General features: G+C 65.5%; 21 protein-coding genes. 6 read left to right on the top strand and 15 right to left on the bottom strand.

Annotated features, from left to right (window positions below; genetic code table 11):
- Positions 1 to 59: 59 nt before the first annotated feature.
- Positions 60 to 1838, bottom strand: a complete 1779-nt coding sequence (locus CU_RS04240) for a proline--tRNA ligase (RefSeq protein WP_012360094.1) — start codon at positions 1836 to 1838, stop codon at positions 60 to 62.
- Positions 1839 to 1894: 56 nt separating this feature from the next.
- Here CU_RS04240 and CU_RS04235 point away from each other — a divergent pair, with 56 nt between their 5' ends.
- Positions 1895 to 2809, top strand: a complete 915-nt coding sequence (locus tag CU_RS04235) for a YaaA family protein (protein ID WP_012360093.1) — start codon at positions 1895 to 1897, stop codon at positions 2807 to 2809.
- Positions 2810 to 2847: 38 nt separating this feature from the next.
- Here the strand turns inward: CU_RS04235 and cobA are convergent, their stop codons facing one another.
- Both cobA and mqo read right to left on the bottom strand, forming a co-directional pair.
- Positions 2848 to 3885, bottom strand: a complete 1038-nt coding sequence (gene cobA, locus CU_RS04230; RefSeq protein ID WP_231837757.1) for a uroporphyrinogen-III C-methyltransferase — start codon at positions 3883 to 3885, stop codon at positions 2848 to 2850.
- A 112-nt stretch (positions 3886 to 3997) separates the two neighbouring features.
- On the bottom strand, positions 3998 to 5485 hold the full coding sequence (gene mqo, locus CU_RS04225; RefSeq protein ID WP_012360091.1) for a malate dehydrogenase (quinone): 1488 nt from the start codon (positions 5483 to 5485) through the stop codon (positions 3998 to 4000).
- Between the two features lie 124 nt (positions 5486 to 5609).
- Here mqo and CU_RS04220 point away from each other — a divergent pair, with 124 nt between their 5' ends.
- Positions 5610 to 6770 (top strand): alpha/beta hydrolase, encoded by a 1161-nt coding sequence (locus CU_RS04220; protein ID WP_012360090.1) that lies wholly within the window; start codon positions 5610 to 5612, stop codon positions 6768 to 6770.
- A gap of 56 nt (positions 6771 to 6826) precedes the next feature.
- Complete coding sequence (gene mtr, locus CU_RS04215; protein WP_012360089.1) at positions 6827 to 8254, top strand: mycothione reductase; 1428 nt, start codon at positions 6827 to 6829, stop codon at positions 8252 to 8254.
- 133 nt (positions 8255 to 8387) lie between these two features.
- Here the strand turns inward: mtr and map are convergent, their stop codons facing one another.
- From map to CU_RS04195, 4 genes are all read right to left on the bottom strand, one after another.
- A complete protein-coding gene (map, locus tag CU_RS04210) occupies positions 8388 to 9254 on the bottom strand; it encodes a type I methionyl aminopeptidase (protein ID WP_012360088.1) in 867 nt (288 codons plus the stop codon).
- A 39-nt stretch (positions 9255 to 9293) separates the two neighbouring features.
- Positions 9294 to 11243 (bottom strand): penicillin-binding transpeptidase domain-containing protein, encoded by a 1950-nt coding sequence (locus CU_RS04205; protein ID WP_012360087.1) that lies wholly within the window; start codon positions 11241 to 11243, stop codon positions 9294 to 9296.
- Between the two features lie 81 nt (positions 11244 to 11324).
- Complete coding sequence (locus CU_RS04200) at positions 11325 to 11975, bottom strand: LuxR C-terminal-related transcriptional regulator (RefSeq protein ID WP_173362340.1); 651 nt, start codon at positions 11973 to 11975, stop codon at positions 11325 to 11327.
- A 50-nt stretch (positions 11976 to 12025) separates the two neighbouring features.
- A complete protein-coding gene (locus tag CU_RS04195) occupies positions 12026 to 13369 on the bottom strand; it encodes a sensor histidine kinase (RefSeq protein ID WP_012360085.1) in 1344 nt (447 codons plus the stop codon).
- A gap of 115 nt (positions 13370 to 13484) precedes the next feature.
- On the opposite strand from CU_RS04195, the gene CU_RS04190 reads away from it, so the two are divergent.
- Positions 13485 to 14492: an ABC transporter permease family protein gene (locus CU_RS04190; RefSeq protein WP_012360084.1), complete on the top strand. Its 1008-nt coding sequence runs from the start codon at positions 13485 to 13487 to the stop codon at positions 14490 to 14492.
- A gap of 116 nt (positions 14493 to 14608) precedes the next feature.
- A complete protein-coding gene (locus tag CU_RS04185; RefSeq protein WP_012360083.1) occupies positions 14609 to 15382 on the top strand; it encodes an ABC transporter ATP-binding protein in 774 nt (257 codons plus the stop codon).
- 71 nt (positions 15383 to 15453) lie between these two features.
- Here CU_RS04185 and ispG read toward each other — a convergent pair whose 3' ends face one another.
- From ispG to dxr, 3 genes are all read right to left on the bottom strand, one after another.
- Positions 15454 to 16614 (bottom strand): flavodoxin-dependent (E)-4-hydroxy-3-methylbut-2-enyl-diphosphate synthase, encoded by a 1161-nt coding sequence (gene ispG, locus CU_RS04180; protein WP_012360082.1) that lies wholly within the window; start codon positions 16612 to 16614, stop codon positions 15454 to 15456.
- Positions 16615 to 16740: 126 nt separating this feature from the next.
- The gene (locus CU_RS04175) at positions 16741 to 18144 is read right to left on the bottom strand and encodes a M50 family metallopeptidase (RefSeq protein ID WP_012360081.1); all 1404 of its coding nucleotides are present in this window, start codon (positions 18142 to 18144) and stop codon (positions 16741 to 16743) included.
- Entirely contained in the window at positions 18129 to 19322 is a 1194-nt protein-coding gene (gene dxr, locus CU_RS04170) for a 1-deoxy-D-xylulose-5-phosphate reductoisomerase (protein ID WP_012360080.1), read from the bottom strand. The genes CU_RS04175 and dxr overlap by 16 nt, the downstream gene beginning before the upstream one ends.
- Positions 19323 to 19451: 129 nt before the next feature.
- On the opposite strand from dxr, the gene CU_RS04165 reads away from it, so the two are divergent.
- Entirely contained in the window at positions 19452 to 19838 is a 387-nt protein-coding gene (locus CU_RS04165; protein ID WP_012360079.1) for a DUF2631 domain-containing protein, read from the top strand.
- 173 nt (positions 19839 to 20011) lie between these two features.
- Here the strand turns inward: CU_RS04165 and CU_RS04160 are convergent, their stop codons facing one another.
- Genes CU_RS04160 through CU_RS04140 form a run of 5 tightly spaced genes read right to left on the bottom strand, consistent with a single transcriptional unit; the run spans position 20012 to position 25561 of the window.
- Complete coding sequence (locus tag CU_RS04160) at positions 20012 to 20875, bottom strand: 4Fe-4S dicluster domain-containing protein (protein ID WP_012360078.1); 864 nt, start codon at positions 20873 to 20875, stop codon at positions 20012 to 20014.
- Complete coding sequence (locus CU_RS04155; protein WP_012360077.1) at positions 20856 to 21461, bottom strand: TorD/DmsD family molecular chaperone; 606 nt, start codon at positions 21459 to 21461, stop codon at positions 20856 to 20858. Before CU_RS04155 ends, CU_RS04160 begins: the two co-directional genes overlap by 20 nt.
- Positions 21461 to 22432 carry a dimethyl sulfoxide reductase anchor subunit family protein gene (locus CU_RS04150; protein ID WP_012360076.1) on the bottom strand — a complete coding sequence of 324 codons (972 nt, stop codon included), beginning with the start codon at positions 22430 to 22432 and terminating at the stop codon, positions 21461 to 21463. The genes CU_RS04155 and CU_RS04150 overlap by 1 nt, the downstream gene beginning before the upstream one ends.
- Before the next feature lie 4 nt (positions 22433 to 22436).
- Positions 22437 to 23078, bottom strand: a complete 642-nt coding sequence (locus tag CU_RS04145) for a DMSO/selenate family reductase complex B subunit (RefSeq protein WP_012360075.1) — start codon at positions 23076 to 23078, stop codon at positions 22437 to 22439.
- 23 nt (positions 23079 to 23101) lie between these two features.
- On the bottom strand, positions 23102 to 25561 hold the full coding sequence (locus CU_RS04140) for a DMSO/selenate family reductase complex A subunit (protein WP_012360074.1): 2460 nt from the start codon (positions 25559 to 25561) through the stop codon (positions 23102 to 23104).
- Positions 25562 to 25593: the final 32 nt, after the last annotated feature.

Genomic DNA, 25593 nt, shown 5'->3' with positions numbered 1-25593 from the left:
CCGCTGAGCTCACCCCCACCGGTTGCCCCACGCCTACCCCGCTGGCGTGGGGCAGGTTCTTAGGCCCGGGCTGCCTTCGTGATGACGTCGACGGCGTCCGCGTAGTCGATCTCGGAACGCTCGTCGTTCAGACGATCTCGCAGCTCGACCTTGCCCTCGGCGAAGCCGCGCCCAACGACCACGACCTGTGGCATGCCCAGCAGCTCGGAGTCCTTGAACTTCACGCCCGGGGAGACCTTCGGGCGATCGTCGAAGAGCACCTCCAGGCCCGCGTCCGACAGCGCCTCGGCGAGCTCGCGGGCAGCCTCGCCCGCGGCTTCGTCCTTGTTGGCGATGACCACGTGGACGTCGTAGGGGGCGATGCTGCGCGGCCAGCGCAGGCCCTTCTCGTCGTGCATCTGCTCGGCCACCACGGCCAGCAGTCGGGAGACGCCGATGCCGTAGGAACCCATCGTCGGGACGGTTCGGCGGCCGTTCTCGTCCAAGATCTGGACGTCGAAGGCCTCGGTGTACTTCCGGCCCAGCTGGAAGATGTGGCCGATCTCGATGCCACGGGACAGGGTGAGCACGCCCTTGCCATCCGGGGAAGGGTCGCCCTCCCGAACCTCGGCGGCCTCAACATAACCATCCGGGGTGAAGTCGCGGCCCGCGACGAGGTTGGAGTAGTGACGATCCTTCTCATCCGCGCCAGTGATCCAGGCGGTGCCCTTGACCACACGGGGATCGGCGAGCATGCGCAGGTCGTTATCCGCGAACGTGCGGGGGCCAACGAAGCCCTTGACGAGGAAGGGGTACTTTTTGAAATCCTCATCATCGGCCAGTTCGACGACGGCCGGCTCCAGGGAGGCTTCGAGACGCTTCATGTCGACCTCGCGGTCGCCCGGCACGAGCACTCCGGTGAGCTCAGGGGCGTACGGGTTACCGTCCTCATCCTCGCCTGGGCGGGTGACCTTGCACACGATGCACTTGAGGGTGTCCTTCGCCGTCACCGGAGCCCCGTCGACGGTCAGGCCCGCCTCGTTGGCCCACTCCACGAGGGTCTCGATGGTGTCGGCTCCAGGGCTCTCGTGGCTTACTGCCTCCGGCTTGTCCTCGACCGACTCCTCAGCCGGCGGAATGGAGACGACAGCTTCCACGTTGGCGGCGTAGTCGGACTCCGTGGAGCGAACGAAGGTATCCTCGCCGTCCGCGGCCACCGCCAGGAACTCCTCGGAGGCCGAACCACCCATCGCGCCAGAGGTCGCGTAGCAAATGACGTACTCGATGCCGAGGGCGTCGAAGATCCGCTGGTAGGCCTTGCGGTGCAAGCGGTAGGACTCATCCAGGCCTTCGTCGGTCATGTTGAAGGAGTAGGAGTCCTTCATGACGAACTCACGGCCGCGCAGGATGCCAGCGCGCGGGCGGGCCTCATCGCGATACTTGGTCTGGATTTGGTAGAGAACCTTCGGGAAATCCTTATAGGAGTTCAGCTCCCCCTTGACGAGCCAGGTGAACAGCTCCTCGTGGGTGGGACCGAGTAGGTAGTCCGCCTCCTTGCGGTCCTTGAGGCGGAAGAGCTCGGGACCGTATTCGTCCCAGCGCCGGGTGACCTCGTAGGGCTCCTTCGGCAGCAGCGCGGGGAACATCAGCTCCTGGCCACCGATGGCGTCCATTTCGCGGCGGACAACGTTTTCGACCTTGCGCAGCACGCGGAGGCCCATGGGCAGCCAGGAGTACACGCCCGGTGCGACGCGGCGGATATAGCCAGCGCGGACAAGCAGCTTGTGGCTGGCGAGTTCTGCATCGGCTGGATCGTCACGCAGCGTGTGCAGGAAGAGGGAGGACATGCGGGTAATCATGATGCTTAGCCTACAGCCCCGCACCCGCGCAGCACGCCACCGGCTAGCATGTTTTCATGCTCATCATCTTGCCTCCGTCGGAAAGCAAAACTGCGGGTGGCCGCCCCGGCCCGGTCGCCGTGGATCAGCTGGCCTTTCCCGGGTTAGCGCCAACCAGAAAACACCTGCTCAGCACCCTTGAGGAGATGGGCTGCAGTTTCCTTGCAGCCCAAGAAGCACTGTCGAAGAACGCGGGTTCTGCAGAAACCGCAGAAGAGCGGATTCGCTCCTTAGACAAGATGATCGGGATCCGTGCTACCCAGCACGCTGAGCACGAGTCCAACGCCGCCGTCGCTTCCTCCGAGCTGCTTCCTGCGGTGGAGCGATACACCGGGGTGGCCTACGATGCCATCGACCCAACGGGGCAACGCACCGGCCTGCCCCTCCCCGCGGACGCGCGTGCAAGGCTGGCGATCGGCTCGGCACTCTTCGGGGTGATCGCCGCCGACGACCTGATCCCCCGCTATCGACTCTCCGCCGGCTCCAAGGTGCTCGTGGACGGTCAGCCCCGCACCCTGCGTTCCCAGTGGACGAAGCCGGCCGAGGGCAACCGCATCGGCGAGGAGCTCGCCCGGTGGCGGGAGGATCGCGCCGCCGACACGGATGGCGCTGGCGGCGGGATCATCGACCTGCGCTCCGGTGGTTACCGGGACCTCGGAAAAGTTCCGGGCGCGGTGAGCTTGCGCGTGGAATCCGAGTACCCGGACGGCAGCCGCAAGGTCGTCAGCCACTTCAACAAGCACTACAAGGGGCTAGTTGCCCGGGAGCTGGCGTTGGCCGGTGGACACCTGCCCGCTGACCCGCAGGGAACCGGCGAGCTGGCGGAGGCTTTCGCCCACCGCATCGGTGACGTGGAGGCGTTCGTCGAGGCGAATTTTCGAACGGAGGTGCGTGACCCCGGCGAGGTCACGCTCATCGTTCCGGCCGAATAGGCGGCAAGCCGCCCCCCACCCACACTCACTTAGCGCAGCTAGAAAGCAGCCGCCAAGCCCTTAATCCGGCGCTCGCTGACCCGGCCGACCACGATGATCGCCGGTGGCTTGATTCCTGCCGCGTCGATCGTTTCCCCAAGGGACCCGAGAGTGGTTTCCGTGACCCGCTCGCCGTCGATGGAGGCCGATTCGATGATCGTCACCGCCTGCTCGCGAGCGCGTCCCTTGGCGATGAGCTCAGCCGCGATCGCCCCGGCGTTCTTCACGGCCATGATCAGCACCAACGTGCCAGTCAGCCCAGCCAGCGCCTCCCAGTTCACGAGTGACTTCTCGTGGCCCGGAGGCACGTGCCCGGAGACGATCGTGATGTCGTGCACCCACCCGCGATGGGTCAGCGATACGCCGGCCAGCGCTGGCGCGGAGGTCGCGCTCGTTACCCCTGGGATCACTGATACCGGCACCCCGGCGGCCGCGCAGGCTTCGGCCTCCTCAAGCCCGCGGCCGAAGATGAAAGGGTCCCCGCCCTTCAGGCGCACCACCCTCTTGCCCTGTTGAGCAGCCTCGATGAGCATCTCGTTGATCTTCTCCTGAGCTACCTGCTTGCCATAGGGGATCTTGGACACGTCCACGAGTTCCACCCCGCGCTCGGCTGCCTCCTCGGCCAGGCTGAAGGGGCCCAGGTGGTCAGCGAAGATGATGTCGGCGCCCTCGATGGCTCGCTTCCCCGCGACGGTGATCAACCCCTCGCCGCCGGGGCCGCCGCCCACCAACGTCACCGTTCCCGCGCCAGGGCATTCCCCGCCCCTGTCCCCCGCATTCTGTGCTTCCTCGGTTCCGCCCCCAAGGTTATTGACCGGCACGCCGTGCTGCTCAGCTGCTGTGATCAGTTCCGTGGCACCCGGGGTCTGGCCCGGGAGCACGACGAGGGCGGTGGCAGCCCAGTCAATCTCCGACGCCGCCCCGGCAGGGCTGGTGGTGACGATGGCGCCTGCGTCACGGCAGCGCTGGGCGACGAGCTCGGCGTCGGGGCTGCCGGCTGGGACAAGGACGTGGACGTTGCGCAGGGAAATACTCATAAGCACAGCATAGTAGACCGAGCGGTCTAGAATCTCAAACCCCCACCAACAGCGAAAAACCGCCCGCCCCGAGGGCAATCCTCTCGGGCGGGCGGCCTGCGGGCAGCGGAAGCTACTTAGCCAGCTTCAGCGCCTTCTGGGAGCGATCCCACTGCTCCTGGAACAGAGCCTCGTTCTTCACCAGACGCTGGCCATAGGACGGGATCATCTCGCGCAGCTTCGGAGCCCACTCAGCCATGCGACCGCCGAAGCAACGCTCCAGCACCTCGAGCATGGCAGCCGGGGCGATGGACGCGCCCGGGGAAGCGCCCATCAGGCCGGCGATGCTGCCGTCGTTGGAGTTGATCAGCGTCGTACCGAACTCCAGGGAGCCGAACTTCGGAGCGCCGATCGGCTTGATGACCTGGACGCGCTGGCCAGCGATGACCAGCTCCCAGTCCTCGTCCTTAGCCTCCGGCATGTACTCGCGCAGGGACTCCATCTTCGCGGTCTGGTCCTTCAGCAGCTCCTCGACCAGGTACTTGGTCAGGCCGAACTCCTGCAGACCAACACCGATCATGGACGGCAGGTTGCCCGGACGCAGGGACTTGAACAGATCCAGGAAGGAACCGGACTTCAGGAACTTCGGGGTCCAGCCGGCGTAGGGGCCGAAGAGCAGCCCCTTCTTGCCGTCAATCACGCGGGTGTCGAGGTGCGGCACGGACATCGGCGGGGCACCGACAGAGGCCTTACCGTAGACCTTCGCGGCGTGCTTCTCGATGAGCTCCTCGTTGGTGCAACGCAGCCACTGGCCGGAAACCGGGAAGCCACCGTAGCCCTTGATCTCCGGGATGCCGGCCTTCTGCAGCAGCGGCAACGCCATGCCGCCGGCGCCGATGAAGACGAAGTTGGCGGTGACGACGGAGGTGTCGCCGGTGTGGCGGTTCTTGACGGAGACCTTCCACTTTGCACCCTCGCGCTTAAGGTTGACGACCTCGCTGCCGTAACGCACCTCGACGCCCTCGGCGGTCAGGGCGTCGACGTACTGGCGGGTCAGCGCACCGTAGTTGATGTCGGTGCCCTCCTCGAACCAGGAAATCGCGGTCGGGGTGTTGAAGTCGCGGCCCTCTGCCATCAGCGGCAGGAACTCGCGGAACTTCGTCTCCGAGTCCGAGAACTTCATGTTCGGGAACAGCGGGTTATCCTTCAGGGCCTCGTAGCGGGCCTTCAGGTAGTCCACCTGATCCATGCCCTGAGCGAAGGAGACGTGAGGAACCCGGTTGATCCACTCAGACGGCTCGCCCAGGATGTCGTTCTCCACGAGGTGGGACCAGAACTGGCGGGAGACCTGGAACTTCTCGTTGACACCGACGGCCTTGGAGACGTCGATCTTGCCGTTGACCTCCGGCGTGTAGTTCAGCTCGCACAGCGCGGAGTGGCCGGTGCCTGCGTTGTTCCACGGGTCAGAAGACTCGGCGGCCGGGGTGTCCAGGCGCTCGAGAATCAGCTGGCTCCATTCCGGCTGCAGCTGCTTCAGCATCACAGACAGGGTGGTGGAGATGACGCCGGCGCCAACCAGCAGGACGTCGACGGTATCGTTTTGAGAACTATTCGTTGCCACGGTTTCCTCAATCCTTCACGGAAGAAAGCTTTGTCACGCTTCTTCAACCATACGCCTGCGCCTTTTCGATCCATATTCAGGCCTGCCCTTATACCCCTGAAAAAGTTGAATATGATCGATCCCGATGAATGATTCCACAGCTATGAATAACGGCCCGGCCCACGGCGGCAACACCTCCTCACGGCAACTGGCCGATGTCCTCACCGACCCACGAGGCGCCAGCGTCGCAGAACTGACCTTCGGGCCGGACCTTCTGGGCCCAGGTTTCGGGGTCCACTACGTCGAGATGGGTCAAGATCCAGACGGGGAGACTCCGGTGCGCTTCGCCCTCGTCCGCTACTTACCCGCCGACAATGACGGGTCGACGGCCGGAGCTGCGGGTTCAGCCGCGGAACCGGAATTCTATGCCCGCCCCGCCTTGCTCTTCGTCCACGGGATGACGGACTACTTCTTCCAAGACCACGTGGCCCGCTTCTTCCACGAGGCAGGCTACGCGGTCTACGCCATCGACATGCGCAAGTGCGGCCGGGCATGGCGGGAGGGACAGACCTGGCACCACGTCACGAGCCAGGCCATCTACGACGAAGACCTTTCCATCGCGCTGGGGCTTATTGGCGCTGCCCACCCGAGCGTCGTACCGGTGGGACACTCCACCGGAGGCCTGGACGTCACCACCTGGGCCGGCCGCCTCAACGCTACCTCCCAGCGCGACCCCGGCGGCGCGGAAGCTGCACTGCACAGCATGCTTGGTGCGGTCATCGGCAACTCACCCTGGTACGGCATCCAGTTCGACGGTCTCGTGGGCTTCGTGATCAAGCGGGTCTTCCCACAACTTGCCAAGGTCGCCCCGCACATTCCCCTTCCGGAGGGAATCGACCCCTCCTACGGCCATTCCCTGCACGCCGACTATGCGGGGGAATGGGATTACGACCTTGAGCTCAAGCCCATCGAGCCGCGCAAGAAATACGTCAGCTGGATGGCCGGTGTGGTCCGCCAGATCGCCGATCTCGAGGCCGGACGCTGTGACACCGGCCTGCCAACCCTGGTGCTCACCAGCGATGGCCACTACTTCGGGCGCAAGCTCACGGACGCCACCTACGTCAATGACCCGATCCTCAAGCCGGAGCAGATGTGGCAGACCGCGCCGAAGGTCTCCCCTCACGCGCACATCGAGGTCATCGCGGATGCGACCCACGATGTCTTCCTCTCCCGCCCCGCGGTACGCCGCCGTGCATTGAATGCGACCGCAGACTGGCTGGCAGCCCAGGGCATCGCCAGCAATTAACCGGCCGCGAACATGGCTCGTGGCCGCCGCCTGATCCGGTGCCTAGGCTGGCAGACATGAATAACGTCAATGCCGAACACACCACCGCGCCGGGAGAGATCCAGGATTTCGACATCATCATCGTTGGCACCGGATCGGGGAACACGATCCCAGCTCCGATCAACGATGAGAAGAAGATCGCCATCGTCGAGAAGGGAGTCTTCGGCGGCACCTGCATTAACGTCGGCTGCATTCCGACGAAGATGTTCGTCCACACCGCTGACGTAGCCCGCTCCTTCCGTACCGCCGACAAGCTCAGCCTGACTGGCTCGCTGGACAACGTGGACTGGAAGGGCATCCAGCAACGCGTCTTCGGCGACCGCATCGACCCCATCGCCGAGGGCGGTGCCGCCTACCGCGCCGGGGACGAAACCCCGAATATCACCCTCTTCCACGGGGACGCTGCCTCCTTCGTCGCACCCCGGACGCTGCGGATCGGCGACGGCGCGGACGCGCCCGTCATCCGAGGCAAGGACGTCGTACTGGCCACCGGCACCCGCCCGTGGATCCACCCCGTCCTCGCAGACTCCGGCGTTCGCTACCGCACCAACGAGGACATCATGCGCCTGGAAGCCCAGCCCGAGTCGCTGATCATCCTGGGCGGTGGCATCGTCGCGGTCGAGTTCGCCGCAATTTTCGACGCCCTGGGCACCAAGGTCACGGTCGTCAATCGCAGCAAGCGGCTGCTGCGCAAGCTGGACGCCGAGATTTCCGAGGCCTTCACGGAGCAGGCCCGCAAACAGTGGGAAACCCACCTCGGAGTGGAGCCGCGCTCGGCGCGCGAGACCAACAACGGGCAGGTAGAGCTCACCCTCGACGACGGCACTGTGCTCGTCGCCGACGAGATCCTCGCCGCCCAGGGGCGCATCAGCAATGCGGACACGCTGGCACTCGAGGCCGCTGGAGTCGACAAGAAGGCCAACGGCAAGATCAAGGTCGACGAGTTCGGCCGCACCACGGCCGAGGGGGTGTGGGCGCTGGGCGATGCCTCCAATGATTTCGATCTCAAGCACGTCGCGAACCAGGAGGCGAAGGTCGTCCAACACAACCTCGCCCACCCCGAGGACCTGCGCGCCAACGACTACCGCGCCGTCCCTAGCGGCGTGTTCACCCACCCGCAGATCGCGGTGGTGGGGATGACCGAGGCGGACGCCCAGGCCACAGGCCGGGAGCTGACCGTGAAGGTGCAGGCTTACGCAGATGTGGCCTACGGCTGGGCAATGGAGGACACCACCGGCTTCTGCAAGGTGATCGCCGACCGCAAGACCGGCGAAATCCTGGGCGCGCACATCATGGGACCAGAGGCCAGCACGCTGATTCAGAGCTTCGTCACCGCGATGACCTTCGGCATCGATGCACGCCGCTTCGCTACCGAGCAGTACTGGCCGCACCCTGCGCTGACCGAGCTGGTAGAAAATGCCCTGCTCGGCCTGGAATTCGACTAATCCCCCTGCCCCCCCCGGCTCCCCCCCCCGTCGCCGTGGTTCTTCCGCCGACCTAATCCGGGAACCCCGGGGCTCGAGGACCTGAGGCAAGTCTGTCGAACCTTGGGGTTCGAGCCCCGGGGCTGGACCAGCGTTAGTCCTCGCTGGGCAGGGTGAGAACCTCGTAGCCCTCCTCAGTGACGACGAGGGTGTGCTCAAACTGGGCGGTCCACTGCCGGTCGGTGGTCTGGACGGTCCAGTCGTCGTCCCAGATCTCATAGTCCAGCCCGCCCAGATTAATCATCGGCTCGATGGTCAGAGTCATGCCCGGCTCCAGCAGCGTCTGGTTGCTCGGGTTGTCGTAGTGCAGGACGATCAGGCCATTGTGGAAGGTGGGGCCCACGCCGTGGCCGGTGAAGTCGCGCACCACGTTGTAGCCGAAGCGCTTGGCGTAGGACTCGATCACGCGGCCGATGACGTTGATTTCGCGGCCGGGCTTGACGGCCTTGATGCCGCGCCACATAGCGGCCTCGGTGCGCTCGACGAGGAGGCGGTGCTCTTCGCTGACGTCCCCGGCGAGGAAGGTCGCGTTCGTGTCCCCGTGCACGCCATTCTTGTAGGCGGTGACGTCGATGTTGACGATGTCCCCGTCCTCGATCACCGTCGTATCGGGGATGCCGTGGCAGATGATCTCATTGAGGCTCACGCAGGTGGACTTCGGGAAATCCCGGTAGCCCAGGGTGGAGGGGTAGGCGCCGTGGTCGCACATGTACTCGTGCGCCACGCGGTCGACCTCGTCGGTGGTCACCCCGGGGCGGACAGCCTTGCCGGCCTCCTGGAGCGCATCAGCGGCGATGCGGGAGGCTTCGCGCATCTTCTCGATGGTCTCTGGATCCTGGATCCAGGCCTCGCCGATGTTTTCCTGGACCTCGGCCTTCCACGCGTATTCCGGCCGCTCGATGTGGGCGGGCACGGTGCGGATCGGGGTTGGCTTACCTGGGGAAAGTGCTGCTCTGGTCATAGTGCCCGATGGTACCCCTCGGGCAGCGGCACAGTTCCTTTAGCCCTCAGCGGCCGGGGTCAGCTGGTTCTCGCGCGGGGCGGCCGGGGCATCCAGGTGCTTGAAGAACTCCCCGGTCACCGCGGTGGCGTGTTCACTGCCGCCGCCGCGGACGATGAGGGTGGCGAAGGCGAGGTCGCCGCGGTAGCCGGTGAACCAGGCGTGCGAGCCGTCGTTGATCTCCGCCTCACCGGTCTTGCCGCGGACGTCGCCGTAACGGTCGAGCCCGGCCGCGGTGCCGTTGGTCACCACATCCTGCATCATCGCCTGCAGCTCAGCGATCCTCTTCTTATCGAGCGGCTGCGGCCCGGCCGGGGCCTTCTTGTCCTTATCGGTGCTGCTCTTGTTCCCTGTGGGCTTCTGTTCGGCGCCCTTCGGCTGGGTGCCCGGCTTCGGCTTGTGAGAAGTGATGAGGTACGGGGTCGGCATCTTCCCCGCCGCCGCGGTGGCCGAGACCAGCGCCATGCCGAAGGGGCTGACCAGGTCGTGGCCCTGGCCGTAGCCCGCCTCGGTGCGGTCCAGCATGACCTCGCCGGTGGGTACCGAGCCGGTGAAGGTATCCAGGCCCGGAATCTTGAAGTCCACGCCCAGGCCGAACTGCGCGCTCGTGGCCTTCAACTCGCCGGGCTTGAGCTTGGTGGAGATGTCCGCAAACGTCGTGTTGCAGGAGCGGGCGAAGGCCTGGCGAAGCGGTCCGTCGCCGAAACCGGAACCGTTGTAGTTCGTGACGATGCGTCCGCCGATGTCCTGGGTGCCCGGGCAGCCCACGATCGAATCAGGCGTGAGGTTCTGCTTCTCCAGGCCTGCGTAGGCGGTGATGATCTTGAACGTCGAGCCCGGCGGGTACTGTCCCTGCAGCGCGAGGTCGCCGTGCTCATCGGCCTTCGCGGTCTGCGCGACCGCGAGCACCTCGCCCGTCGACGGCCGCATGACGACCATCATCGTCTGGCTATCCGCCCGGGTATCCACGGCTCGCTGGGCGGCGTCCTGCACCTTCTTAGAGAGGCTGACCTGCACCGACGGGGCTTCCTTGGCCTCGTGCTTGTCCAGCTCCGTGACCTCGTTGCCCTCGGCGGTGGAAACGATAACCTTCCAGCCGTCGGTGCCCTGCAACTCGTCTTCGACGACCGCATTCACGCGGCTCAAGATGTCCGGCGCAAAGTTTGGGTCCGGGCGGACCAGCGCGGATTCATCGTTGAGACGCACCCCGGGCACGTCCCGCAGCGCGCCGCGCAGCCGCTGTCCCAGCTTGTCCTCCACCATGACGACCGAATAGTCGCCGTCGACCTTCTTGGCCTCCGCCGCGACCTTCTCTGCATCGATGGTCGGAGCATGCTCCCCACCCAGCGCGCGGACTTCAGCTGCGATGCGCTCGGCGGCTGCCCGGGCATCGCCGGCCTTGTCTGCGTTGAGGAAGATGCGCCACTTCTTCCCCGGCTTCATCAACACGGCACCGTCGGAGCCCACCACGCTCGCGGTCTCGGCCGCCACGGTGCGCAGCTCCATGTGCTGATTGGCCCCCAAGCGCGGGTGCAGAACCGTGGGCTGCCAGCGGACCACCCAGTCCCCCTTCGACTTGGTGAGCGTCATCTGGGAGTCGTAGGTGAAACGGCGCTCACCCGGCAGCTGCCAATCCATGCGGTAGCTAGCGGTCGCGACATTGTCCTGGGTGCGCACGTCCTTGAGCTGCGCGTCGAGCCCCTCGGCCTGCAGCTTGGCCCAGGTGTTGTCGATCTCCTTGGCCGCGGTGTCCGACTTATCCGTGATGGTCTCCGGCTCATTGCGCTCGGCCAGCCGTTCCAGGAACTCCGCCGCGGCGTCATCCGCCACATCCGGGCGCGGGGTGCACCCGGTGGCGGCCACGGTGACCCCCAGGGCGCACAGGAAGGCGAGGATAATCCGACTCATAACCGTGTACGTTAGCACCGCATTTGTGCTGTTCACCGGCATGACACAACAGAATTTTCACCCTGCTTAACACGGCAGGGGTGCCCACAGGAGCCGGTAGGCGATGATCCTCGCTGGGCCTTGCTAGGCGATGATCCCCCGCTGGCGGGCCACGGCGACCGCCGAGGTGCGGTTATTGGCACCCAGCTTGCGGAAGACGTGCGAGAGGTGGCTTTTCACGGTGGCCTCGGTGAGGACGAGGTGACGGGCAATGTCCCGGTTGGATTTTCCCTCGCCGACCAGGGCCAGCACCTCGAGTTCCCGTGGGGTCAGCGCTTCGGTCGGGTTTGTCATTTGGCCCATGAGTTTTCCCATGATCTCCGGGGCCATGACGGACTCGCCACGGGCGGCGCGTCGGATGCCGTCCAGCACCTTGGACGGCGGGGCATCCTTGAGCAGGTAACCGACCGCACCAGCGGAAACCGCACCGACGACGTCCTGGTCGGTGGAGTAGTTCGTGACCACGAGCACCTGGGGGCCGTCGGGGATAGCGCAGATCGCCTGGGTGGCGCGCGCCCCGCCCGCAAGCTCGGTGCCAGCCGGCCCCTCCCCGAAACGCAGATCCATGAGCACCACGTCGATCTCCTGCTCGGTCCCCTGGAGTTCCCGGACCTGGACCACGGCCTCGTCCGGGTCGGCGATCGAAGCGACGACGTCGATGCCCGCAGCGTCCTCGGCGGTTTCGATGAGAGCCTGCAGCCCCACGCGGACGACGGGGTGGTCATCCACGATCATGATGTTCAGCCCACCCTGGGCTCCCCGAGCTGGGGCCTGTGCTGCGTGTTTCACGGTGTCTCACCTTCCCGGCGCGGGTGCACCCCGGCGCCATCGACCCGATCGTATCCGGTCGTGGGCACCGTGATCGAGATGCCGGTTCCCTCCCCAGGGGCGGACTCGATGGTCATCTCGCCGCCGAGGGCCTCGACGCGACGGTACACCCCGGAGAGGCCGAGGCTGCCACCGGTAGCTCTGCGGTCGATGGCATCGCTGGGGTCGAAACCCGCACCGTTGTCGACGACGTCGAGGATGACGTCCCCCGGGTGGAAGGTCAGCGAGAGCTTGGCGCGATCGGCACCGGAGTGACGAACCACGTTAGATACGAGTGACTGGGCGCAGCGCAGCAGTCCTTCCTCCACCTCGTCGGGCAACGGGCGGGGCGCGCCGTCGGTCTCGAAGCTCAGCTTCTCCCCGAGCGGGGTGGAGCTGGCTAGGCGTGCCAGAGCCACGGGCAGCGCTGCTCCCTCCAGCGGGGCGGGCTGCAGGGCGGCAATGATGCGGCGGGTCTCGGCGAGATTCTCGGCGGCGGTGGCTCTGGCCAGCCGCACCTGGGTGAGCATCCGCTGGTGCGCCGCCTCGATCCCCGGCTGGTCTAGGCCGGGCTGGGCAGCCGTCCCCTTGCCCCTGTGATCAGGCGCTAGCCCGATCTCGCCTACCCGGGCCTCGCTTGTCCCGGACGGGTTGGGTCCAGCGAGCTGGTTCTCCACGGCGGTGAGCAGCATGTGGATGCTGGATAGCCCCTGGGCCACGGTGTCGTGAATGTCGCCGGCCAGCCGCATCCGTTCATCGGCCTCACCCGCCTTGCGGGAGCTGGCCAGAGCCTCTTCTCGGGCCGCGACCAGCGCATCGAGTGCGCGTGCCTTGGCGGTGGCTTCTCGGTGCAGCAGCTGGAACCCTACCCCCAGGGTCCAGGCGACGGCCGCGCCGATGATCGGCCCGGTCACCGCGCCGATATTCCAGCCGATGTGCCCCACCAGCATCGTCACGACCCCAAGCGTGAGTGCGGCGACCACCGCCGCGGAGATCCTCGGGCTAAACACGTACACGGCGAGGAAGAACATCGGGAAGACGACGAATGCGCCCTCCAGTTGCCCAACGGACATCACCGCCCAGGCCCCCACCAGCAGGGCGAACCAGGTGGGCGCGCCCAACCACCGGGTGACAAGTCGCTGGCTGCAGTACAGCACCCAGAACACACCCAGTCCGACCCAGGTCATGGGGTGGGTTGCCCGCCAGGCCACGAGGATGAGCAGGCCGATCATCAACACCTGTAGGCCCAGCCACAGCCCGTGGGAGAGCTTGCCGGTCACCGGCTGCGCGCTGAGTGAATGGGTACGCGGGTCTTCGTTCACACCTCCACCCTAACCCCCACAGCCTGCGGCTTTGGTGTCACTCATCCTTTCGTATGAGTCAAAGTCCACCCCCACAGCCGATGTATTCCTTCTGGTCGGCGACGAGCATAGAAGTATGTTCCAAGGTCTGAAAGAGCTCCGTTCCGCCCCCAGCCGCACTGCGCTGATCACCCTGACAGTCGCCATGATCACCGTGATGGTTACCTTTCTGGCTTCCCTGGCCGCGGGTCTGAAATATCAGTCGGTGTCCGCGCTTCAGGAACGCCTGGGGGAAAACCAGGTGCTGGTCCTCGAGGATTCCGGCACCGCGTCGCTGTCCTCCTCCCGCCTCAGCGAGTCCCAGATCGACACGCTGCGCGAGGACTACGGCGCTTCCCTGCTCGTCGTCGCGCGTCAGCGCGTGGACTCCACCCCTGTCTCGGTATTCAGCTCCCCTGATGCCCCGCACGGTGTGGCGCAGGTGCCATCCGAGTTTGAGGACGACGCCCTCGCCAAAGCCTTCGGCACGCCAGGCAGGATCACGCTGGGTGGCAGCGATTTCCAGGTCGAGCGCCCCGACCGGGACCTCTACTTCGACCACCAGCCGGTGATCTTCGTCTCCGACGCCGACGTCGGCAGCTTGCCCGCCAACTCGCTGGCGGCCGTCGTAGACGCCGACGCGATCGAGGCCGAGGGCGGGGCACCCGAGGGCACGGTGGCGCTGAGCGGCGATGACCGGTGGAATGCCTCGGCCTCCTATACCGGTGAGCAGCTCTCGTTGAACCTCATGATCAACCTGCTGTACGTGTTTTCCGCCCTCGTGCTCGGTGCCTTCTTCATGGTGTGGACGATCCAGCGCTTGCGTGGCGTGGCGATCTCCTCGGCTCTGGGCGCTTCCCGCAGGGTGTTGATCACCGACTCGCTGGGCCAGGCCGTGGTCGTCCTCGCCGGGGGAATCTTGGGCGGGCTCGCGGTCACTGGCGGTGTCGGGATGGCCCTGGCCGACACCCTGCCGATTGATCTCACCGCGTCCACGATGCTCCAGCCGGCCGGGATTCTGCTGCTCGCGGGCCTGGCGGGATCCGCGCTCTCGCTGCGCCCCGTGTTGAAGGTCTCCCCGCGCGAAGCCATGGCGGCAGCCTAGGCATCCCACTGGCCGAGGTAGTGCCGCCACCCCGCTGACGCACAATCCTCGCCGCTGACTTCCCCGACGTACCACCCCGATATAGACCCCAACGACGCCTTCCAAGGAGAACACCCATGACCACCGCAACCTCGCACAACACCCAGGCCCTACAGCAGAAGCGCAATGCACGCTCCCGTTCCGGGCTCACGATGGACGCCATCACCCTGGAGGTCACCGATGGCGCGGCAACCCGCCGCGTCTTAGATGAGGTCTCCCTGCACATCGCCCCGGGCGAACTGGTGGGCATCACCGGCCCGTCTGGTTCCGGCAAGTCCACGTTGCTATCCGTAGCTGGCTGCCTGCAAGAACCGACAAGCGGCGAGGCCGTATTGACCGCAGCCGACTCCAGCGAGGAGTTGACATTCACCGGGCACTCCGCCCGCGAGGCAGCGCGCCTCCGCCGTGAGCACATCGGCATCGTCTTCCAGCAGCCAAACCTACTACCTTCCCTGCGAGTCAAGGATCAACTCATGGCGATGCTGCACCTGGGCTCCCCGTGGCCTCTGCAGCGCAAGGCCAAGCAGGCGGCTTCCCAGCGCGCCGACGAGCTGCTGGAGGCCGTGGGTCTGGGTGGCCTGCAGCAACGCAAGGTCGGCGAGCTCTCCGGTGGGCAGCAGGCGCGGGTCAACCTCGCCCGCGCGCTCATGAACTCCCCACAGCTCCTATTAGTCGATGAGCCGACCGCGGCACTGGATACCACCACAGCCACCCAGGTCACCGAGCTGATTCGACAGATGGCTCGGGAGTCCAACGCGGCGACCCTGTATGTCTCCCACGACCAGGATCAGCTGGCCACCCTGGACCGGGTAGTGACCCTCGTGGACGGCGAGATCACCGAGAGCCGCTAACCCCGGATAAGACTTCGGCCCGGCCTGCGTTTGCAGGCCGGGCCGATCGTCGTCATAAAAGGGAAAGAACCCTAGCGGGTGACCTTCACCTCGGCGGAAGCGCCCTCCACGGCCTCCATGCCCTGCTCCTCGGCGATGCGGTGGGCCTCCTCGATGAGAGTTTCGACGATCTGGTCCTCGGGTACGGTCTTGATGACCTCACCCTTGACGAAGATCTGGCCCTTGCCGTTACCGGAAGCCACGCCAAGGTCGGCGTCCCGAGCTTCGCCCGGACCATTAACCACGCAGCCCATAACGGCCACGCGCAGCGGGAACTCCATGCCCTCCAGGCCTGCGGTGACCTCCTCAGCCAGGGTGTAGACGTCCACCTGGGCGCGACCGCAGGATGGGCAGGAGACAATCTCCAGCTTGCGGGGGCGCAGGTTCAGCGACTGCAAGATCTGGTCGCCGACCTTGATCTCCTCCACCGGGTCCGCTGACAAGGACACGCGAATCGTGTCCCCGATCCCCTGGGAGAGCAGCGCACCGAAGGCCACGGAGGACTTGATGGTGCCCTGGAAAGCCGGGCCCGCCTCGGTCACGCCAAGGTGCAGCGGGTAGTCCGTCTTCGCCGCCAGCTGGCGGTAGGCCTCAACCATCACGACCGGGTCGGAGTGCTTCACGGAGATCGCGATGTCGCCGAAGCCGTGTTCCTCGAACAGGCCGGCCTCCCAGATGGCGGACTCCACCAATGCCTCGGGGGTGGCCTTGCCGTACTTTTCGAGCAGACGCTTATCCAGGGATCCGCCGTTGACACCGATACGGATCGGAATGCCTGCGTCCCCAGCGGCCTTGGCGACCTCCTTGACGCGGCCGTCGAATTCCTTGATATTGCCCGGGTTGACACGCACCGCGGCGCAACCGGCCTCGATGGCCTGGAAGATATAACGCGGCTGGAAGTGAATGTCAGCGATCACCGGGATCGGGGACTTCTTGGCGATGATCGGCAGGGCCTCGGCGTCGCGAGGCTTCGGGCAGGCCACTCGCACGATGTCGCAGCCCGACGCGGTCAGCTGGGCGATCTGCTGCAGCGTCGCGTTGATGTCGTGCGTCTTCGTGGTCGTCATCGACTGCACCGAGATCGGGTGCTCGCTACCGACTCCCACGTCACCGACCATCAGCTGGCGGGTCTTCCGGCGCGGCGCCAGCGTGGGTGGAGGTCCATCTGGGATTCCCAGAGAAATGCCGGACATGAAGGTCTCTAGCCCCTTTCGAAGAAAATAGAGTGCTGCGGATCAAGCAGCGTGCCCCTTACAGCCTAATACCGCCCCGGCGTCAAGGGGCAACGCCCCCGCCGGTGCGGTGCGGACAATGCCGAGTCAGAACAGCCGCACGGGGTTGATCACGTCCGCGATGATGACGATAGCGCCGAAGACCATCAGCAGCATCGCCACACCGTAGGTCAGTGGCAGCAGCTTGCGGTAGTCCACCGGCTGGCCCGGCTCCTTACCCCGGCGGCGGCGCAGACCATCGCGAATGCGCTCATAGATGGCCACTGCGATGTGCCCGCCGTCGAGCGGCGGCAGCGGTACCAGGTTGAAGGCAGCCAAGAAGAGATTCAGGCTGGCCAACATCATGAGGAAGGAACGCCACTGCTCGTGTTGCACCAGCTCCCCGCCGATGCGAGAGGCTCCCACCACGCTCATGGGGGAATCATCCGCGCGCTCGGCACCGAAGATCGATGCGACGACCCCTGGCACTTTCGCGGGCAGCGCGACCAAGCCCTTGGCCGTCTCGGAGACCATATAACCGGTGAAGGAGAGCGTCCCGCCCACTGCGGTCGCCGGGTTGTATTCGACATTGCCCGGCCGCTTGATCGTGATGCCGATCGCACCGGCCAGCCTTGTGGAGCCGTCCTGGTTGCGCCGTTCCACAATGTCGACGTCGACCTGCTTGACCTCGTCTGTGCCATCGGCGTGTTGCACGCGCATCGGCACGCTGAGGGTATCGCCCACGCTGAGTTCACGGCTCTGAGTGTCTGCCTCACCGCCGGCGGCGCCAGCCGCGTTCGCCGAGACGAGTTTGTCAATGGCCTTGGTGAAGTCCGGGAAGGTGGGCACCTCCTGACCATCCACCTCGGTGATGGTGTCCCCCGGTTTGATGCCCGCAGCGGCTGCTGAACCGTCGCCCGTGCAGTCCGCGAGGGTGCCGTCGGCCTCCTGGGTCGGTGGGGCGCATTGGGTGGACTGCACGGTGGTGCGGATGTCCGCCTTGTGGTCAGGCAGGCCCCAGATGTTCGCCACCGAGTAGAGCACGATCAGTGCGACAAGCACGTTGACGGCGATGCCGCCGGAGAGCACGATGACCCGCTGCCACCAGGGCTTGCGGTACATCGCGTGGGGTTCTTCGTCCTTACTGAGCTCGTCCAGCGGGGTCATGCCGGCGATCTCGCAGAAGCCGCCGAGCGGGATCGCCTTGATTCCGTACTCGGTCTGCGGCACCGCACCGCTCGGGTCGGTTGCAACCTCGGTCTCCGCCGTCAGCGGTGCCGGGTTGGCGGGGAGGTTGGCGCCGTCGACGTCGACGTCCGTTGTTCCAGCGGTGACTGCTCCCCTTCCCTTATCCCTCGGCGCGGTGGACCACAGGGTGGGGCCGAAACCGATGAAGTAACGGCGCACCCGCATGCCGAAGGCGCGGGCGGCGAACATGTGTCCCGCCTCATGCAACGCAATGCTGATCAGGATGCCGAAGGCGAAGAGCAGTACTCCTAGCCCAAAAGCCACGGGCGCATCCTTTCGTGTGCCAGTGCGCGGGCTTCGCGCTCGGCCTCCAGAACGTCCTCCAGGCACGTCGGGGTGGACGCTGCACCGGAGGCTGACATCACGGCTTCAACCGTGTCGACAATGCGTGGAAAGGCCATGTTCGCGTTGAGGAACTCGATGGCGGCTTCCTCGTTAGCCGCGTTATAAATCGCGGGCATGACCCCGCCCGCCTTTGCTGCCTCGCGGGCCAGTTCCACCGCGGGGAATACCTCGTCGTCGAGTGGCTCGAACTCCCAGGTGGCGGCTTGCGTGAAGTCGAGCGGCTGCCCCACCCCGGCCACACGGTTCGGCCAGCCGAGCGCGAGGCTGATCGGCAGCTTCATGGATGGTGGGGATGCCTGCGCGATGGTGGAGCCATCACGGAAGGTCACCATCGAGTGCACGATCGACTGCGGGTGGACGGTGACCTCTACGCGGTTGGAGGGCATGTCGAACAGAAGGCAGGCCTCGATCAGTTCCAGGCCCTTGTTCACCATCGTTGCGGAGTTCAGCGTGTTCATCTGGCCCATGGACCAGGTGGGGTGGCTGGCTGCCTGGAGCGGGGTGACCGGCTCCAGCTGCTCGCGGGTCCAGCCGCGGAACGGCCCACCAGAGGCCGTCAGCACGAGGGTGGCCACCTCGTCGCGACGCCCGGAGCGCAGGCACTGTGCCATCGCAGAGTGCTCGGAGTCGACGGGGACGAGCTGCCCCTCATCGGCTGCGTCCAGCACCAGCTGGCCGCCGGCGACGAGGCTCTCCTTATTCGCCAGCGCGAGACGCGCCTGGGTGCCCAGGGAGGACAGCGTCGCCTCGAGCCCCTGGGAGCCAACCAGCGCATTCAGGATCACGTCCGTGCTCTCCAACTGATCGCCGAGCTCCTCCACCAGGTCGCGGGCGGAGTCCTGGCCACGGATGCAATGCCCGCCGAGCTGAGCTTCGACGAAATCGGCGGTTCGGTCGGAGGCCACCGCGACTCGCTCGGCGGGCAGACCGATCTTCTGGGCCTGCTCCAACAGCAACTCGGGCTTACTGCCGTGGGCCGAAATCCCAATCACCTCGAACTGTTCGGGATTGTCGAAAACCACCTCGAGGGCCTGGACACCGATGGATCCAGTACTCCCGAGAATCACCACGCGAGTCTTGTCGAAAGTCATGGCCATATCCTAACCCGCCGGCCGCGAAGCCTCCTACACCCGAGTAGGGGCTGTATGGCGTGTGGAGATACCTACATTCTGTGAAATCTATGGCAAGATGAGTGTGATTAACTGATCAGACGTCAGGAGGATTCCGTGGCTCACCACGAAGCAAAGGTTGAAGTTTTCAACGGCATTTCGACCGAAGATGTACCATCCGCGGGCTGGGGCTGGAGCGCCCTGAGCAAGCGCGCCGTCGTTCTGTCCGGCCTCATTTCCGTCGGATTCCTGGTGTTCATGCTGGTTGGTAACCACGAGGGCAACGTCGAGAACATCTGGCTGATCGCCCTGGCTGCCTTCATCCTCGTCGGCACCGCATGGTTCGCTTTCGAGCCGAAGTCCAAGGAGCGCACCACCGTGACCGCACGCAACAAGGCCCAGGGGCACGTCGAGCCGAACTGGACGGCAGACCAGCGAAACAACACCGGCGTGTACGCGGATCTCACCCCTGAGGAGAAGCTGGCGCTGAACATCAAGGAGTAGCGCAGCTACCCCATTAGCGACACGCCAGGCGTCTGGCACGACCGATGGCCCCGAACCTCTTTTGGTTCGGGGCCATCGTTGCATTCACCACTATTTACCCCGGCCCAGCGCCTCCTCAGCCCCATCACAGCGCCACCTCCAGCGCGGAGGCCCTGCAAACACACGCCGGAAGGCTAGTCGAGGGTGAAGCCAGGAGGCAGCCAGGAGGAAAACGGGTCGGCGGTGGTGCGCTCGCACGTGGGGCACAAGGTCTTCGCCGTGCCGTCCTCCCCTTCCCCGGCCGGAAAATCCGCCCCGCAGCGGCGGCACTGCGAGACCGGGAAACTAGTGAGTTCGCGTACGTCCCCGTCAACCAGGTCGGCCAGCTGCAGGTGGCCACTGCTGCTCAATGCGCCGTAGGGGCAGCTGGCGACACAAGTATTCTCGCCATTGCAGGTGCTCAAGTCCTGGCTGAGGTGCGCCACCGAATCCACGACCCTGAGCTCCAGGGCGGAACTCGGGCACATCTGGGTGCACACCCCGCATGCTTGGCAGCCGGAGGCGATCAGGCGCGGGGCGTCCAGCTCGATGCTGGTGTCGGGCTCGGTTCCCAACACCTGGTGCGCTTGGGCGAGCCGGAACATCGTCGGGGCGTTCGGATCCACCACGATCTCCCCGTCCCCCAGCGCGCCCAGGCCGATCAGCGCCCGCCGGGACACCGGCACCTGGGTTGCATCCAGGTATTCCGCCGCGCGCAGCACCCGCCCCCGAGGGGCTTCGACCAGTTCCGCACCCGCCGCGCAGCGTTCCGGGTGGACATCCCGGCACGGTAGGACGCGCACCCGCTTCGCCCCGCAGGCCAGCAGAGCGGGGCCCAGCGAGGGGTCCTCACCCGCGCAGCCCGGCAAGAGGACGGGGCTGATATTCCGATTGAAACGCGGTAGTTGAGCCTCGGCGCACACCAGCACGACGTCGGGGTTCATGTCGCGCGCCCACCGATAGAGGCGGTGGCGCTGCTCCGCGCTTAAGAGCTCCGGGTTAGTGGTTGGCTCGGACATGGGCTAACACTCCCTCGCTCAGTTCGGCCAGGGCACGGTAGGCCACGGTCCGGGCGTGCTCCCGGAGCCCCTCAGCCACCTCGCCGGCGAAACACCCGAGGTGCTGACCCACGAAACTGTTCAAAGCTGGCAGCGCTCCAGCGTTGCCCTCTGCCACCTGGCCTGCCAGGTGGGAGACGAAAGCAAATTCGTAGCCGATGTGATCATCCGGAACCCGGGGGTCCGGAACCCGCAGACCGTGAGCCGCATAAGCCTCTCGGACGGCAACCGTCTGCTCGTCGAAGAGCAACCCCTCCTTCGACAAGTATGGCGACTCGTAGGGCTGCGCCAGCGGTTTGCCGATCCCGGTGAAGAGGTAGAGGTGGTCACGCTCGAGATCCTCGTGGCTATCGACATTCCCCTCCCGCACCGCCTCGCGCAGCATCGCGATCCCCCGCTGGGATTGGGGGTCGGTCAGTGGCCACTCGGCCAGCGCGTCGTCGTCCTGCAACGCCCCGCGCAGCTCGGGGTTCGGGGCAGCCAGGAAAAGCTGGGAGACCACCAATGCGGCCTCCGAGATGGCCGCCAGGTCCTGCTCGGCGCCCATCAAATCCCAATCCTGTCCATGCCGCCGTAGAAGATGAAGCGGCCGATGACCTCAGAGATCGTCACGAGGATGTAGCTGGTCATCACCAGCGTGAGCAGCAGGTTGATGTCGTCCCGCTTGGTCCGCGCCAGGAATAGGCCCATCAGCCCAGCGCCGATGATCAGCAGGGCCAGCCGCAGGACGAACCACCCGGTCGGGAAGGCGAAGGCCGCGGGGTTCACCGATTCTGGGCGGCTATAGGCGAAGATGATCACGAAGAGCTCGATCGGGAGCAGCAGCACGGAGAGCACGCCGATGCCCTGCAGCGAACGCTGCACCAGCCGGTTGACGTAGTCCACGTGGGCATCGCTCATGTCTGCCGGGCGGCGGTTGGCGGGCATGAGCTTATTCAGCCAGGGCTTGTCCCGCAGCTTCGGGAACCACGCGAGTGCCGTGCCAATCGCGAGCGCGCCACTTAAGAAGGTGGTCACATAGAACTGCGCCGGGGTGGTCCAGTGATCCCAATGCGGGATGGTTGGCAGCATATAGAGCCGCGCCATGGACCACACGAAGGCCAAGCCCCACAGCGCGGTAACGATCGCCAGCACAAAGCGCAGCCGTGAGCTGCCCCAGTGGAACCACTGGGTGGCGGCGAAGGCGAAGCCCAGCACAGCAAAGCCCACGCCCATCATGACTTCCTGCGCGAGCGGAGAGCTCGGGACACCCCGGATCACGTTGATGCCGTTCATCGGGTTGCCCAGGTGAAAGAACGCGGCGATGAAGCCGGCGACCATCAACGGCCCAATCGCGTAGAGCGCGGCATCCGAGACCCGCTCCAACGCCTGTGCCTTGGCCTCGGCACGGTCTTTATCGGCCACTGCCCCGACCCTACGGCGGGAGCTGACTTGGATGAGCCCCAGGATGATGAACGCGCCCACGGCCATTTGGGACAGGATCGTGAAGAAGGTCAGCGGCCATTCCTGCAGAAACACTGGTCTAGATCTCCTGGCGATTCATGATCTCGCCGTGGTTGGTATCCCACTCCTTCGCATCGCGGTGCGGGCGAATGACGAGGTTGGGCTTGGTGATGCTCGGATCAGGCAGGGGTGCGACGGCGCTGATATCGCCGTACTTCTCCCGCAGCTCGTCGATCGGGCCCCAGTCCAGGGCACGCGACGGGCAGGCGGTGACGCAGGCGGGCTCCTCCCCCTCCGCTCGAAGATCGGCGCACAGGTCGCACTTGCTCATCTGCTTGGTCTCCGGGTTGAACTGTGGCGCGGAGTAAGGGCAGGCCCACTCGCAGTAGCGGCAGCCGATGCACTTGTCGGGGTCGACGGTGACGATCCCGTCCTCCCCCTTGTGCATCGCGGTCGTCGGGCAGACCTTCGCGCAGATCGGGTCCTCGCAGTGATTGCAGGAGATCGACGTGTAGTAGGTGAAGGTGTCGTGGTTAAACACCCCGTTGGCGAGGTTCCAGTCCCCACCGGAGTACTCCACAACCCGGCGCCAGTTGGTCCCCAGCGGGGTATCGTGCTTGTCCTTGCAGGCGATTTGGCAGGCCTTGCAGCCGTTGCACAAGCTCTGGTCGAAGTAGAAACCCAGCCGCTGGTTTTCTTGGGAAGCGTTCTTCTTAGCCATGTTTTCCTCACCTTCGGCCTTGACTAGGCCTTCTCAACCTCAACGAGAGTCGTGTGCTGGGCATTACCCTTGCCCAGCGGGGATGGGTGCCAACTGGTCAGCGTGTTAACGCTGGCTCCGGCGTCCACTCCCTTGCCGTCCGGTGCAAACCAGGACCCCTGGGGAACGGAGATCACGCCGGGCGCGATGCGGGGGCTGACTCGGGCAACGGACTTGATCCTGCCGCGGTCGTTGAACGCGTAGACCTCGTCGTCGTTCTTGATACCCCGCTTGCGGGCGTCCAGCGGGTTGATCCACAGCACCTGGGGGTGGGCGTCGTCCCGGAGCCAGTCCACGTTTGCGTAGGACGAGTGCGTGCGGCCCTTTGTGTGGTGGCCGATGCACTGCAGCGGGTACTTGCCGCCGCTGGTGTATGCCTTGTGCGCCTCCGCGGGGCCCTCCCACGTGTCGACGTGTTCCGGCAGCGCGGTGATCTCATCGCCAGGGGCGGCGTTCGGGAATTCCCACTCCTTGCGCAGCTTCGCGAGCTCCTCGGAGTAGATCTCGATCAGCCCCGACGGGGTCTCGAGTGGATTGGCTACGGGGTCCTCGCGGAATTCCTTCAGCGGGATCACCGACTCGCCGGCCCGCTTCCACACGCCCATTTCCTTAAGCTTCTCGTAGCTCGGCAGCTCGGGGATCTCGCGGGCAGATTCCGCGATCGTATGCTTGACCCACTGCTCCTGGGTGCGCCCCTCGGTGAACTTCTTGCCCACCCCAAGGCGCTCGGCCAGCTCCGCGCAGACCTCGTAGATCGGCTTGGTGTTGTGGATCGGTTCGATGGCCTTGGAGGCCAGGATCGTGTACTCCATGTTCCCGGCACTGCCCTGTTGGATGACGTCCTCCTGTTCGGCGGTAGACGCATCCGGCAGGACGTAGTCGGCGTAGCGGGCGGACACACTCATCTGGATGTCGCTGACGACGATGAGTTCTGCCTTATCCTCCCTGCGCAGCAGCTCGATCGTGCGATTGAGGTCGCCGTGCTGGTTGGTATTGGCGTTTCCGCCGTAGGACCAGATCATCTTGATCGGAACGTCCAGCTTGTCCTTGCCCTGCACGCCGTCGCGGGTGGCGGTCATCTCCTCGCCACGTTCGACGGCCTCGGTCCAGCCGAAGACCGGGATCGCCGTTTCGATCGGGTTTTCGTGCTGGGTGTTGAAGGGGCTGGCCATGCCGAGGTTCGCGGAGCTTTCGCGCGCGCCGGTGCCGCCGCCCTTGATGCCGATCTGCCCGATCACGGCTGCGAGTAGGAAGATGGCGCGGGCTTGGTTCTCGCCGTTGGCGTGGCGCTGCGGCCCCCAGCCCTGGGTGATGGCGCAGGGCTTAGCCTGGGCGATCTCGCGGGCTAGCTGGGTAATGCGGTCCGCTGGAACCCCGGTGACCTTCGCGGCCCACTGCGGGGTCTTCTCGATGCCGTCGGGCCCCTTGCCCATGACGTAGGCACGGTAGGAGGAATTCTTCGGTGCCGAGTCGGGCAGGGTGTGCTCGTCGAAGCCAACGGTGTACTTGTCGAGGAACTTCTGGTCCTGGAGGTTCTCCGTCAGCATGACGTGAATGAGCCCGGCGACGAGCGCGGCATCAGTGCCGGGGCGCAGAGCCACCCATTCATCGGCGAGCGCGACGGAGGTTTCGGACTGCCGCGGGTCAATGACGATGGTCTTGACCCCGTGCTCCTGCTTGATCTTCTGGGTTACAAAGGTTTCCCCACCGCCCGACATGCGGGTTTCCAGCGGGTTATTACCGAACATGACCTGGAGCTTGGAGTTCGCGACGTCGTCGAAAGAGTTCGAGCCGATCCATTCCCCGTAGTGGTACGGGTAGGCCGAGGTGATCTGAGCCGTGGAGTAGTCCGAGTAGTGGTTGAGGTAACCGCCCCACAGGTTCATCAGGCGCGCGAAGGGTGTCTCGACGGGCGGCCAGGAACGCGCGATCGTCGCCCCAATGACGCCGGTGCCGTACTGCAGGTAGAAGGCCTCGTTGCCGTAGTTGGACTTGATGTCCTTCATCTTCTCGGCGATTTCGTCGAGGGCCTGCTCCCAGGAGATCTCGATCCACTCGCCGTCGCCCCGCTTGGTGTCGGGCTTGCGCTTCAGCGGGGTCTTCAGACGGTCCGGGTTGTAGATGCGGTGCCGGATCGAACGGCCGCGGACGCAAGCGCGAATCTGCTGGGTGCCCAGTTCCGCGTCGCCGGTGTTGTCGGCCATGACCTGGACGATCTGACCGTCCCTCACCTTGAGGCGAAGCGGGCAGCGCGAGCCACAGTTGACGGTGCAGGCGGACCACACGATCTTTTCATTGGCCTCTTCCTGGCCCATCGCTGGGATGCCCAGGAACTGCTTACTCAGGATGTCCCCCGCGCCCGAGGCGACGAGAGCGCCGGCGCCACCGGCAGCCGCCGACCAACCGAGAAAACGCCGTCGAGTGACTTTATTAAGATTAGCCAATTGAACGCCTTCACTAAACCTATGGAATCTAC

The sequence above is a fragment of the Corynebacterium urealyticum DSM 7109 genome (assembly GCF_000069945.1).
GTDB lineage: Bacteria > Actinomycetota > Actinomycetes > Mycobacteriales > Mycobacteriaceae > Corynebacterium > Corynebacterium urealyticum.
The sequence above is the reverse complement of the archived record's forward strand: the minus strand, read 5'-3'. Positions and strand labels throughout refer to the sequence as shown.